The sequence below is a fragment of the Methanofollis sp. genome (genome assembly GCF_028702905.1).
Classification (GTDB): Archaea; Halobacteriota; Methanomicrobia; order Methanomicrobiales; family Methanofollaceae; genus Methanofollis.
In genome coordinates, this window is the sequence record NZ_JAQVNX010000065.1 from 1 (window position 1) to 12,184 (window position 12,184).

The window sequence follows — 12,184 nt, forward strand, 5'->3', positions numbered from 1 at the left end:
GGCCGGGCGGGGTGTCGAGAACCTGGTCTATGTCACCCTCTCCACAGGGATCGGCGGTGGGGCGGTGGTGAACGGCCGCCTGCTCCTCGGGCAGTCGGGGAACGCGGGGGAGGTCGGCCACCTCTTCGTGGACGCAGAATATGGATGCGTCTGCGGCTGCGGCTATCCCGGCCACTGGGAGGCCTATGCCTCGGGGACTGGGATGCCCCGTTTCTTTTCGGCCTGGGTGGATGAGCAGGAAGTTGTGCCGTCCTTCGACGCCGCGACGAGCGCCGGCATCCTCGGTGCCGCGGAGAGAGGCGATCCCCTCGCCCTCTCCTTCATGGACGCCCTCGGCAGGGTCAACGCCCGCGCCCTCTCCGACATCGTCGTCGCCTACGAGCCCGGGGTGGTCGTGCTCGACGGCCCGCTGGCGCAGCACCACGGCGCCCTCCTGATCAGGCACATGCTCCCGCACCTCGACCGCTACCTCCCCCTGCCGCGGCTTGCGGTCAGCCCCCTCGGGGGCAGGGCGCCCCTCCTCGGTGCGGCGGCGTACGCGCTCGGGATCTTTTGATATTTTTTCAGGTTCGGCACTCCAGAATAGACATTCTATAGGGGCACCCCGCAGGCAGGAGACGGAAGGCAGTGGATCCGCGTTTACATTTTTTATCTGAGGTCCTGCAGGGTGTCCCTGCCGATCCAGCGGGCGGTCAGGCTCTCTGACGCTATGAGGTCTTTTGCGAGCGCGACGGCGGCCTCTCTGCATCTCTCGTTCCGCTTCCCTATCTCACGCAGGGCCCAGCTTACGGCTTTTTTGACGAAGTTCCTCCTATCATGAGCCTCTGCCCGGATCAGGGGGAAAAATCGAAAAAAACAGTCGTCTTTCGCACTCTTCCTGTTCCTCGCGAGCTTTGCGATCAGCACGAAGCCGGCCCTTTTCACGAACTCCTCCTCCCGTATCGCCCACTCCTCTGCCTTTTTCTAGGCATGGGGGCTGGCCGCAAAGAGGTTCTGGCAGCACTGGTCGCAGATCTCCCAGTTATTGAATTCTCGCGCCCATGCCTCCATCTGCTCGCCCGTCACCCCCGCGGGATCGTCGACGAGGGTGGCGAGTATCCGCGCCTCCCGGAACCCCTCCTCCCAGAGGGCCCGAGCGAGGACGTGGTCTGTCCCTATCTCGCGGGCAAGCTGCCTGAGTGCCGGCAGCGGGACGCCGAGGGTCCTTTCGGCCGGGAGGGCAAACTTCTCCATGCCCTTCAGGTATTCAGGATCCGCGAGGGCGGCAAGGCGGGCGAGCACGTCATCTCTCTTCATTTCTCCAGGTCCTCCTCGCCGAAGAGGAAGACCTCCTCGATCCCGGCCCCGAGTTCGCGGGCGACCCGCCAGGCGAGCCTGAGGGAGGGGTTGTACTTCCCCTTCTCCAGGAAGACGATCGTCTCTCTCCTGACGCCGACCCGTGCGGCGAGTTCCTCCTGGGTGAGCCCGGTCTTTGCCCGGTATTCGCGCATTTTCGTCTGCATCGTGCCTCACGGGATGGTGGTCACGATCCGCTCGCGGTCGAGGAACCTGGTCGCCCCCCTGAGGGCGAGGAGGAGGAGGAGTGCGACGGCAAGAAGCACCCCCTCCACCGTCCAGGTCGCCTGGAACCCGGCCCCCATCAGCCCGGCCGAGGCCGAGAAGAAGAAGATGACCAGGAAGACCACGGCCATGTTGATGATCTGGTTCTCCCGCATCCCGAGGAGGAGCTGGACAAGCCCGAGCATGCCGACGGTCACGGCGATGAAGGCCGGGACGACGACGAGGAGGTGGATGATCATGGGGGCTGACGGGAGGGCCGGCGCTCCTGTGAGGGCCGATGTCCCGGCGACGATGACAGCCGCCCCGCCGAGGGTGAGGGCGTAGGCCGGGAGGGTGACGCCGATCACCTTGCCGAGCCAGATGTCCCTGAGCGGGAGGGGCGAGCAGAGAAGTGTTTCGATCGTCCCTTCAGTCTTCTCCCGCAGGAAGGCCTGTCCCGAGAAGATGTAGCCGATGAAGATCCCGATCACGACGAGGAGCATGAAGCCGACGCGGTCGAGGGCGGCATAGCCGCCGGTGGCGAGCACGGCCGGGATTGCGGTCGCGGAGAAGACGAGGGTGACGATGACGGCCGAGATCAGGAGCTGGCGCGACCTGAGGATCTGGCCCGCCTCCTTTCTTGCGACGGTGAAGATGCCGTTCATGCCGACCCCTCCGCCTGCCGCACTGCGGCAAGATAGATCTCCTCCAGGGATCGGCGTTCCCGCGTGACCTCCTCGATGCCGCACCCGGCGCCGACAAGCGTGCGGACGACCTCCGCGGCGCTCTCCCCGACGAAGGTGGCGCTGACTGCCTCCCCCTCACGGGAGAGACCGCCGATTCCCGGCACCGTGCCGAGGGTCGCGACGGCCCTCTCCGTCGAGGCGGCGTCCGAGAGGACGACCCGGAGGTGCGTCCCTTCCCTGCCGCCCCTCAGGTGCTCGACGGTGTCGAAGGCCCTCACCGTCCCCTGGTGGAGGATGGCGACCTTCGAGCAGACCCGCTGGACCTCGTCCAGGTTGTGGGAGTTGACAAAGACTGTCATCCCTTCCTTCCGGGAGAGGTCAAGGATCAGGTCCCTGACCATCCTCTGCGCCTCAGGGTCGAGGCCCGCCGAGGGTTCGTCAAGGAAGAGCACCTCGGGGTCGTGGAGGATCGCCCGCCCGAGGCCGAGTTTCCGCTTCATGCCTGTCGAGAAGGTGCCGACAAGACTGTCCTGTCTCTCTGTAAGCCCGGTGAACTCCAGGATCTCCGTCGCCCGCCCCTCAGGGTCAGGGACGCCGTACAGGCGTGCATAGTACTCCAGGTTCTCCCGGGCGCTGAGGCTGTCGGAAACCCCGTTTTTGTCGAGGAGCACCCCCACGCGCCTGCGTGTCCCGTCGTTCACGGCGAGGGACTCGCCGAAGACACGTGCCTCCCCCTCTGTCGGGCGCAGGAGGCCGAGGATGCACCGCATGGTCGTCGTCTTCCCGGCGCCGTTCGGGCCGAGGAAGCCGAAGACCTCCCCTTTCTCCACGGAGAAGGTGATCCCTTTCAGGACCTCCCTCTCGTTGAAGGTCTTTTTAAGATTTTTTACGTCAATGATGCTCATGTATTGCTCCTTTTATGATGGTGTCTTCAGTCATTGCGATCCATTCTTTCCCCGGGAGATCCTGAGCACGCCCTTTTCCGTCACCATAAGGACGAGGACCCCGGCGATCGCCGCGACAGGGAGGGAGAAGAGGGTGTGCAGCTTCGGGTCGCCTGCCGTTGCCTCGCCGAGGGCGACGAAGATGGCGACCGTCACCGCTCCCGTGGCAACCCCGGCGTACCATGCCCTCCTGACGACCTCTGCCGGGAACCTGGCCATCTCGTCCCTGTACGTCTCTCGCAGGGCCGGGAGGAAGATCCCGATCATGCCGCCGATGACCAGGACCAGGGTGACCGGGCTCGTCTCGTCGACGACGCCGAGCCAGACCAGGGTGAGGCCGAGCCATGCCACGAGGAGGCCGGCGAGACTGACGATGAAACTCTTTCGCGTGAGGGTCATTCGATATCCCCCCGCAGGGAATAATATCCCTGGAAGAGAATGGCAGTTGCCACCATCCAGAGTACGGCGATGTAGAGATTCAGTCCGGGATTGAGCGGGATGAAAGGCGTGATATATGCAAGGACGAGCATGCCTGCAAAGGTGCAGTACCAGGAGTACCTGAATCCCAGGCTGGTGATCTTTTCGGTCCTCTCGTCCTGGTCGGGTTCGTCGCACTTTTTCTGTTTCCAGAAGAGCCCTGCCGCCAGAAATCCTGCGCCGGTGACGAGGATCATCAGCATGGACGGCCACGACTTCTCCGACCCCTGCCAGGTTCCGAGGATCAGGAGTCCGGCTGCCAGGATGATCCCGCCGAAGAGAATGAGAATGCTGGATTTTTTCATTCCACGTCCCCCTTCCTGAAGAGCCACCACTGGAAGACCGTCGCGGAGATCGTCGTAAGCAGGATGGAGGAGAGCATCACGTCCGTCGACGAGAGGGCGAGCACGCCTGTGTTCTCCAGCCAGAAGAGGGCGAAGAGGTACACGAGGGTGAGGAACCAGGCGTACGTGATCCCGTAGGCCCCGATCTTCCTCGTCCTCTCGTCCTGTTCAGGCCCCTTTTCCCCCCGCATTGCTCGTGTGCCGGCAAAGAGGAGGACGATGATCCCGGAGGTGATGAACATGCCTGTCACGGTCTCGTCCTCCCTGCCTGTGACCACCCCGGCGATCCCGAGGAGGAGAAGGAGGACGCCGAAGGCGGTCCAGAGGAGATAGCGCGTTCTGTTCTTCATCTCCATCACCTCAGGTCTCCGCGGCCCGTGCGAGGTGCCAGGAGAAGATCGTCACCGAGAGGGTCATGACAAGGACCGTCGCAAGAATGGCGCCCCTGATATCGAGGGGGATGAGACTCAGTTCGTCGACCCAGAAGAGGGCGCAGAGGAAGAGGAGGGTGACGAACCATGACCTCGCCGCGGCCTTTGTGCCGATGCTCTCCGTCATCTCGTCCGACTCGATCCTGTCGCCGAAGCGGCGGTGCCTGAAAATGCCGAGGGTGACCATCACCGTGCCGAACGCGACGAGGGCCGAGGAGAGGACGGTGTCCGTGCTGGCGATTGTGAGGGCGATGCCGGCCGCGGCCACCAGGGTGCCGGCACATATCTGGAGGAGGTATCGTGTCTTCATGCAGGTGTCTGTGAGAAATATCGCACTTTGTGTTAGATAAAGTTAACTGCGCTCACTCTCTGTGCGGTCCGGACGTGAGGGGATCAGGCCCTATCCCTTTCTTTCTCTCCAGGGGGGGAAAGAAAGGCCGATATTATTATCCGAACGTCGACATCATCTCTCCCCATGGCAGAAATCAAACATCTCGGTGTCTTCTCGGTTGCAAAGGTCTCCGGCATACTCTACCTCATCATCGGGCTGATCGCCGGCCTCTTCGTCGCCCTCCTCTCCCTTCTCAACCTGGCCGCACCCGCCGGTGCCGGCATGGCCACGGCCGGGTTCGGGGGGGCCGCCATCCTGATCATGGCGCTCCTCATCGCCGTCTTCTACGGTGTCCTCGGCTTCGTCTTCGGCGGTCTCTTTGCCTGGCTCTACAATCTCACCGCAGGATGGATCGGCGGGATCGAGATGGAGATCCGGGAGTGAGACTCCCGCCCCCTTTCACCGTCACGTCTCCTCATCGAAGAGGCCGTATTGCCTTTTGAGCACGTCTCTCACCTTGTCCGACTCGATCCATCCCCGGTCGAGTTCGGAGACGATCCTGTCGATCTCGCGCGCGAGTTCGATGATCTTCGGGGATAGCAGCGAGTCCTCAAGTGCGGCAAATCCGATGATCCCCTGGAGAGGGTTCCTGATCTCGTCGTTCAGGACGGCGAACTGCCCCATGTTCTTTTCGATCTGTTGATAGGCCTCCCGCGCCTCCTCCTCCATTCTCTTCCTCTCAGTGATCTCCCGTGCGATGGAGAGAACGACGTCCTGGCCGTCCTGGGTGAAGAGGTGGAGGTTGACCTCGACGGGAACAGCCCGTCCATCCTTGTTGCGGAACGTCCCCTCAAACCTGTTATGGTTGGTGGAGAGGAGGGCCCGGGTAATTTCGCCGACACGCTCCCCTATGTCGGCGTCAACAATGCTCTCCAGGGGCATTCTGAGCAGTTCATCGTAGGGATGCCCGAGCATCGCGACGGCGGCGTCGTTTGCCTCAAGGATCCTGACCTCTCTCTCCGGTGTCGGTATCTCGGTGACGATGATGGCGTCTGTCACATTTTTGAAGAATTCCCTGTACTTTTCCTCGCTCTTTGCCAGGGTGTATTCTGCCTGTTTCCGTGCGGTGATGTCGATGAGGGTGCCGACCACTGCCGGCTTCCCCTCGTAGAGATGGGACGAGCAGAAGACCTCGACGATGATAGGACACCCTACTTTTGTCTTTCCCGGGAGTTCTGCATGGACGGATGCGTCCGGATCCTTCATCAGGAGGATCCACGCCTCCCTGCCCTGCAGGGAGAGGAGAGAACTGAGCCTGATATTTTCAATGAGTTCTTCTCCTCTAAAACCGAAGATCTCGCAGAAGCGTGGGTTGGCCCGTTTCAGGATATCGTCCTGGACCACAAAGACTCCTGCAAGAGATTTCTCGACAGGCTTGCGGTATATCTCCTCTGCTCTCGTTCTCTGGATAGCCGCCCCGATAAGCCGTCCCACTGCAGGGATTGCATCCAGTTCTGCAGGCGACCAGAGGTTTTCTTCGGTGCAGTAGTCCATGCCGATGAATCCCCACCATTGCCTCTCCACAAAGATCGGCGCCGCCACAAGGGAGAGGATCCCCTGCGGCTCAAGATATGCACGTTCGATTGCGGGGAAGGTGCGGACAGGTCCGGCGACGACCCCTCCGGCAGAGAGGACCTCCTGCCAGCGCGGGGCCTCGGTGCGATATGGCAACGCCTGCAGGGCAGGGTTTTCGATCTGCCGCGACGTCCTCTCTCCTGTCCACTCCTGCCACTGGTTCATCAGGACATCGCCGGTGGCCTGGTCGACTGTGTTCTTGAATACATAGACCCTGCTTGCTCCGGTTGCCTCGCCAAGCCGCCTGAGCACGCCCGGTATCTCGTCTTCCCATGCAGAAGCGCCCAGGAACCTTTCCGCGGCATAGTTGACCGCTTCCAGTATCTGTTCTCTCCTTTTCAGTGCCATTTCCGCGGCGTCTCTCGGTGTCCGGCATGTCGGGGCGGTGGTTTCACCCTGGTCGCTTCGCCCTGCAGCGCCGCACCCTGATCGAATGATGGGTATCGCCTGGTTGTGCCTGTATTTTCCGACAGAACTTGTGTGTTCTGGCGGCTCACTGTCAGGTCCGCGTCCGGCGAGATCGGGGGAGATGTTTTCCACGGCCATATCCCTGATGATGCTGCCCACCACCTTTCCAATGGTTATGAGGGCTGAGCGCTCTTCCGGCGTGAATTCATGCCTTTGTGTGCTGGCCAGATTGAGTGCCCCGATCACCCGGTCCCCTGTGCAAAGGGGGATGCTGGCAAGGGAAGCGAACCCGAGTGTTTGGACCTTTTCCGGGCATGGCCTGACGCAGTCCGTGGTGAAGATCGGCCTTCCTTCGCTGACTACGGCAGTATAAAATGGGCTGTCGATTTCGATCTCTTCGACATCACTGAGCCCTATCGCCGGGATGCCGGAACTGCAGATCATCCTGACCGTTCTCTCCTCTCCATTGATGAGGTAAACCCATCCAATTGAGAAGTCCAGCGTGCTGAGGGTCGACTTCAGGGCCGACCGAAGAAAGGTGTGTAGGTTCTCCGTCCCGGTGACGGACATGAGGGGGCTTTCCGGGTTCGCACGGTTGGGGTAGTGTCTGTCCGGGTCTTTTTCTTCTCCTCTGTTCTGGTCATGGACCCTTTTGCAGGTGCCGTACGCTGGGGCGGAGGCAGGAGATGTTTGTAGGGATTTTTCCCTCTGGCCGGGCATGCTTTCATCTCGTCCGCGGGAATGGGGTTGCGGGTATACCGTGAATGCTCTTAATTACTATATATAATATTTGATTTTTCAATCGACCCGGAAATGAGAATTATTATATAATTTGCTAACTATGGTCGTGTCTTCCGAACAGGCCCGGCAAATCACTCTTCCGGAACGCCTGAAATCTTGCTCTCCAGATCATACGCCTCTCCCCTCTCTTTTTTCTCCTGAGACTTGAGTATTCTGGCGACAGGCAGCCTGATCATCGTCCGCAGCCCTCCCGCGGTCGAGAGGTTGCGCATCTCCCGCCGCACCTCGGAGAGGAGTTCGTGGATGACGATCCGCTCCTTCACCTCCCCTTCTTCATGAACAGCAGAGAGCCTGTGAAGGGAATACAGGCCGATGATGAAGGCGAAGAAGAAGAAGAAGTCCCAGTGCTGGAAGTCGAGGGTGTTCAGGACGATCGTGCCTGCCGGGTCTGTCCAGGTGAGGGTGAGGGAGGCCTCCCGTGCGGCGAAAAAATCAGCAAAGAGCCCGCCGACGATGGGGGCGACTCCTGCGGCAAGGTAGTTGGTGATGCTCGCGGCGGCGATGTACGAGGTGGCATGACCCTGGGGGGCGAGTTTGAGGCCGATGTAGTTGGTGGAGAGGGTGACCCCGGCCGTCGAGATGCCGGTGAGGATATGGATGACGATGAGGAGGGGGATGGTGAGGAAGTACGGCTCCGGGAGGGTGGTGAAAGTCCAGGCCAGGATCGCGATCATGAAGATCGGGCCGCTGATCTGGAGGACGGACTTGTGGCTGAGGTGGTCGGCGGTATGCCCCCACACCTTGAATGAGGCGACCGACGCGATCTGGCTGAGGACGGCGAGGGCGATCACCCACCCGATGTTCATGCCAAGTCTCTGGAGCATATAGACGGTGAAGAATGGGGCGGCCAGGTTGATGGCGAAGTTCCAGGAGCCAAGGAAGGTGAGAAGGTTCCGGAAGTTCCTGTCGGAGGCCGGTTCCTTCAGGATCGTGCGGAGTTTCGGGACCTCTTCCTCCTGGATCAGGGGTTCGGGGGTCCTGGAGAGGATGTAGACGCCGAACATCCCGGCCAGGTAGCCGCCGAAGAAGAGGACGGAGTAGGCGGTGAGTTCCCCTCCTGTTTCCGTCTTCCAGAAGTCGATGAAGAAGGCGGCGGCCAGGGAGAGGATGATGGCGAGGATGGTCGAGAGGCGCATCCGCTTGGAGAAGAAGTCCCCGATCTCGGTCTGCGGCAGGAGGTCGTGGATCCATGAGTTCCATGCGCAGTGCGAGATGCCGGAGAGGATGGAGTAGCAGCACATCGCCCCGACAAGTGTCCAGACCGCTGCCGGCGGCGGGACGACGAAGGGGATGGCGGCGATGACGATCCAGAAAGATCTTGCCAGGAAGGAGGCCGTGACCGTGAGGCGCCGGCGGTTCTTGATCCGCGTCACCAGGTAGACCGACGGCATCTGGAAGAGTTCTGCGAGGGGTGGAATGGCGGCGAGAAGCCCGATGATCGTGTTCGATGCCCCGAGCTGGAGGGCGAAGGCGACGAGGAAGATCCCGCCGGTGAGGGTGACCATCGCCTGGGTGACCATCCCCTCCTGGAGGACGAGGCGGAGGCCGCGCCTCCGCTCGTCCATGCTCATATTCTCGGTTGGACTCAGATCTGGCATCCCGTCACGTTCCCCCAGTGTACGTGAAGGGTCTGTACCGCGCTATGAAAGCGTTGTGAAGGGATCAGATGGCTTTATATCGGATGGTGTCGGGGCGCCCCGGACAAAATACTGTATATTCTGACATATATGGAGAATCAGGCCCGCATAGGGTCAGTGATAGAGGGGTCAGTCTGTGATGTGGAACCTTTCCTGGCCGGGGTAGGGGTGGGGCCCGGACAGGGGACACAGGGGCCGGAGACGGGCGTGGTCGGCGACGACATCCTCATGGCCGGGAGGACCGCCCTCGCATATCTGAACGATTTTCCCGACGATTATGAGCGGGGAGAAGAGGTATCGGGAGATGTCAGGCTGACCGGGCTAACGGTCGAGGTGTGGTCTGGGGGATCCTATTTTAACGACTTTTATCGGTTATATGGCCATGAAAAATATTCTCTGATATTATGGCGTGTTGGTGCATCAAAGTTTACTTATCCCGAATGTAAACCAAAAAAAAAGTATTATATAATACGTCTGAAGAGATTATTGGTGCCTAATAATATTCTGATGATCAATCCGGCCATCATTATTGGTTATTCTGTGGTTTTCATGGAAATCCACTATCCTGACCGGGTTTGAGGTGTGACCCCGGCCCTCTCCAGAGAGTAGAGAGTTCCTGAAGATTAAGGACGGTAATGACGATGGATTCGAAAAAATTGGTGTTACTTGCCGCTTTCCTGATGACTGTGGCTCTGATGGCCATCCCGGCGTCGGCAAGGGAAGTCGAAGACGGCGGTACCATCTTCGATGATGAACAGGGCCTCGATCTCTCGGGCCTCCTCGACAGCGGCGGAGAACTCGTGATGTTTGCCGGAGACGACCCGACAGGGGAACGGATCTTCGTGATCCCGGTCTCTGACGCATCGGCCCTCGACCTTACGGCAGTCGACCTCGGGGGCACATATGGCACTTACTTTGCACTCTTTGCCAACGGCACCCTCTCGGGGTGTCGCATCTCTGTCATGGAGATTGAGGGGACGGACACTCTCGCAACCGTCGCTGCCGACCCGATCGACAGTCCGACTCTCGCCCTGACATCCAACAAGGCGAGTGTCGGCAAGAGACACGCGTTCGCCGTGACGATCACCGGAAATCCGGGGGCTGACTATTACCTGTATCTCAGGGACGCGGGTGTCCCTGCCGACCGGTACCCCTTCATCAAGGTGGGTCAACCGTCCGTGAACACGACGCCGGAGGCCCAGAATGAGATCAAAAATATCGCCGGCGACGGATTTGCAGATGTGGCCAGCACAGGGGCGATCGTGACGACCAACAGAAGCGGCATCCGCACGGTCGAGATCTGCACCAACGGCACCACCGATGCACGGACATTCACCATCGTCGCCGCGGACCCGGCCGATCCCTCCCGCTCCGCCGAGGTGGCGGTGAGCGTCGAGGAAGGCGAGGTCACCATCACCGCCGAGGGTGCAGGCGTCTACTACCTCGGAGAAGAGGTCAGGATATCGGGCACCAACACCGCCAGCGACACGACCTATCTCTTTGTCACCGGCCTGAACCTCGGCGACCAGAATGGTGTCAAGCTTGACAACATCTCTGCCTACGCTGCAAACGGCCAGTATGTCGAGTGCGATGTCAAGTATGACGACACCTGGGAGTACAGATGGGACACCGCCGCTCTGGCCGCCACCCCCCCTGACCCCGGCTTTCATACGACCTATACAGTCTATGCGGCCAGCGCCAGCACGGACGATTCGGGATTCAATGTCGACAAATCCCACCTTTCCGGCGTCAGGTACAGCACGTTTTCGACCGTCCTGAAGGAACCTGTGCTCGTCCTCGACCCCATCACTTCCGAGATCGCCGGCGGCGACGATCTCCGGGTGACCGGTTACGCAGAGGGCGACCCCGATAAAGTTGCGATCTGGATCCTCGGCCCGGAAAACCCTGTCCTTGGCGTTGTCACGCCCGTCGGCGACGATGGCTCCTTCGAGTATGTCCTGGACGGCGCCGAAACCGTGGGGCTCATGGACGGGCAGTACTTCGTCGTCATCCAGCACCCGATGTATGATCGCCTTTTCAATGTGTGTCCCGCACCCGGTGAGGGGAAGCCGTACCAGATCAGGGACGCAACGGGGAACCTGATCGACCTCGGTACGCTTTTGCCCTCTGAGGCTGTCGCTTCCCTCCTGTCCGCCATCGACGGGTCCGGATCGGACGACATTCATGCCGAGACCTCTTTCATGGTCGACGAGGACGGGATCACGGTCGGGGCGGAGGGGACGGGCACCTTCTTCCTGGGTGAGGAGGTGTTCCTCTCCGGCATCAACACCGGAAATGACAGGGTCTATCTTTTCCTTGCCGGCGGAAGCCTTGGCGACGGTGTAGCGCTCGACAATGTCAGCGCCGCCGCACCATCCGGGAACTATGTCGTCCGCGAGGCGGCGGCCGACGGCACCTGGGAGTACAGATGGGACACCGCCGCCCTGCGGGGCACTCTTCCCGCGGGCACCTACACAATCTATGCCGCAGCCACGGACCGCGACCTCGGCGGGTGCTATGTGGACCGCAACCACCTCGAAGGGGTGAGAAATGCCACGACGACCCTGACCTTCCAACAGCCCTATGTCTCCTCTTCCTTCAATCGCACATTTCTCCTGACCGGCGAGGCCCTCACGGTCTCCGGCACGGCAGCGGGTAGACCGGAGAGCGTCTGCGTCTGGATCCTCGGGGACGGCTGCCGGATCCCGGGTGTGTCTGTGCCGGTCCGGGACGACGGCACCTACGCGTATGTGCTGGGCGCCGGGCATACCGCCGCCCTCTCCGGGGAGGTCTGGGTCATCGTCCAGCACCCGATGATGGATGGTGTCTTCAACGTCTGCCCGGCCCCAGAGGAGGGAAAGCCGTACCAGATCAGGGACGCAACGGGGAACCTGATCGACCTCGGCTCCCTCACCACCACGGAGGCGGTGAACGCCCTTGACAATGGTATA

General features: G+C 61.0%; 12 protein-coding genes and 2 pseudogenes. 4 read left to right on the forward strand and 10 right to left on the reverse strand.

Annotated elements, in window-relative coordinates; genetic code table 11:
• Window positions 1–556, forward strand: a 556-nt coding sequence (locus tag PHP59_RS08490) for an ROK family protein (RefSeq protein ID WP_300166001.1), incomplete at its 5' end; no start/stop codon positions are given.
• A 92-nt stretch (window positions 557–648) separates the two neighbouring features.
• Here the strand turns inward: PHP59_RS08490 and PHP59_RS08495 are convergent.
• From PHP59_RS08495 to PHP59_RS08530, 8 genes and pseudogenes are all read right to left on the reverse strand, one after another.
• Window positions 649–1,296 (reverse strand): annotated as a pseudogene (locus PHP59_RS08495) (DNA alkylation repair protein).
• Window positions 1,293–1,502 carry a helix-turn-helix transcriptional regulator gene (locus tag PHP59_RS08500; protein WP_300166003.1) on the reverse strand — a complete coding sequence of 70 codons (210 nt, stop codon included), beginning with the start codon at window positions 1,500–1,502 and terminating at the stop codon, window positions 1,293–1,295. Before PHP59_RS08500 ends, PHP59_RS08495 begins: the two are co-directional and overlap by 4 nt.
• A 6-nt stretch (window positions 1,503–1,508) precedes the next feature.
• The gene (locus PHP59_RS08505) at window positions 1,509–2,204 is read right to left on the reverse strand and encodes an ABC transporter permease subunit (protein WP_300166005.1); all 696 of its coding nucleotides are present in this window, start codon (window positions 2,202–2,204) and stop codon (window positions 1,509–1,511) included.
• Entirely contained in the window at window positions 2,201–3,130 is a 930-nt protein-coding gene (locus PHP59_RS08510) for an ABC transporter ATP-binding protein (protein WP_300166007.1), read from the reverse strand. Before PHP59_RS08510 ends, PHP59_RS08505 begins: the two co-directional genes overlap by 4 nt.
• Window positions 3,131–3,160: 30 nt before the next feature.
• Entirely contained in the window at window positions 3,161–3,568 is a 408-nt protein-coding gene (locus PHP59_RS08515; protein WP_300166009.1) for a hypothetical protein, read from the reverse strand.
• Complete coding sequence (locus PHP59_RS08520; RefSeq protein WP_300166011.1) at window positions 3,565–3,951, reverse strand: hypothetical protein; 387 nt, start codon at window positions 3,949–3,951, stop codon at window positions 3,565–3,567. Before PHP59_RS08520 ends, PHP59_RS08515 begins: the two co-directional genes overlap by 4 nt.
• Window positions 3,948–4,340: a hypothetical protein gene (locus PHP59_RS08525; RefSeq protein WP_300166014.1), complete on the reverse strand. Its 393-nt coding sequence runs from the start codon at window positions 4,338–4,340 to the stop codon at window positions 3,948–3,950. The genes PHP59_RS08520 and PHP59_RS08525 overlap by 4 nt, the downstream gene beginning before the upstream one ends.
• A gap of 10 nt (window positions 4,341–4,350) precedes the next feature.
• Window positions 4,351–4,731 carry a hypothetical protein gene (locus tag PHP59_RS08530; protein ID WP_300166016.1) on the reverse strand — a complete coding sequence of 127 codons (381 nt, stop codon included), beginning with the start codon at window positions 4,729–4,731 and terminating at the stop codon, window positions 4,351–4,353.
• Between the two features lie 165 nt (window positions 4,732–4,896).
• Here PHP59_RS08530 and PHP59_RS08535 point away from each other — a divergent pair, with 165 nt between their 5' ends.
• Window positions 4,897–5,196, forward strand: coding sequence for a hypothetical protein (locus PHP59_RS08535; protein WP_300166018.1), 300 nt, complete (start codon window positions 4,897–4,899; stop codon window positions 5,194–5,196).
• A 21-nt stretch (window positions 5,197–5,217) separates the two neighbouring features.
• Here PHP59_RS08535 and PHP59_RS08540 read toward each other — a convergent pair whose 3' ends face one another.
• Window positions 5,218–7,515: a PAS domain S-box protein gene (locus PHP59_RS08540; protein WP_300166020.1), complete on the reverse strand. Its 2,298-nt coding sequence runs from the start codon at window positions 7,513–7,515 to the stop codon at window positions 5,218–5,220.
• A 152-nt stretch (window positions 7,516–7,667) separates the two neighbouring features.
• Entirely contained in the window at window positions 7,668–9,161 is a 1,494-nt protein-coding gene (locus PHP59_RS08545; protein WP_300166022.1) for an MFS transporter, read from the reverse strand.
• Window positions 9,162–9,323: 162 nt separating this feature from the next.
• Here PHP59_RS08545 and PHP59_RS08550 point away from each other — a divergent pair, with 162 nt between their 5' ends.
• Both PHP59_RS08550 and PHP59_RS08555 read left to right on the forward strand, forming a co-directional pair.
• Window positions 9,324–9,812, forward strand: a complete 489-nt coding sequence (locus tag PHP59_RS08550; protein WP_300166024.1) for a hypothetical protein — start codon at window positions 9,324–9,326, stop codon at window positions 9,810–9,812.
• A gap of 101 nt (window positions 9,813–9,913) precedes the next feature.
• Window positions 9,914–12,184, forward strand: a pseudogene (locus PHP59_RS08555) (hypothetical protein); the annotation flags it as partial.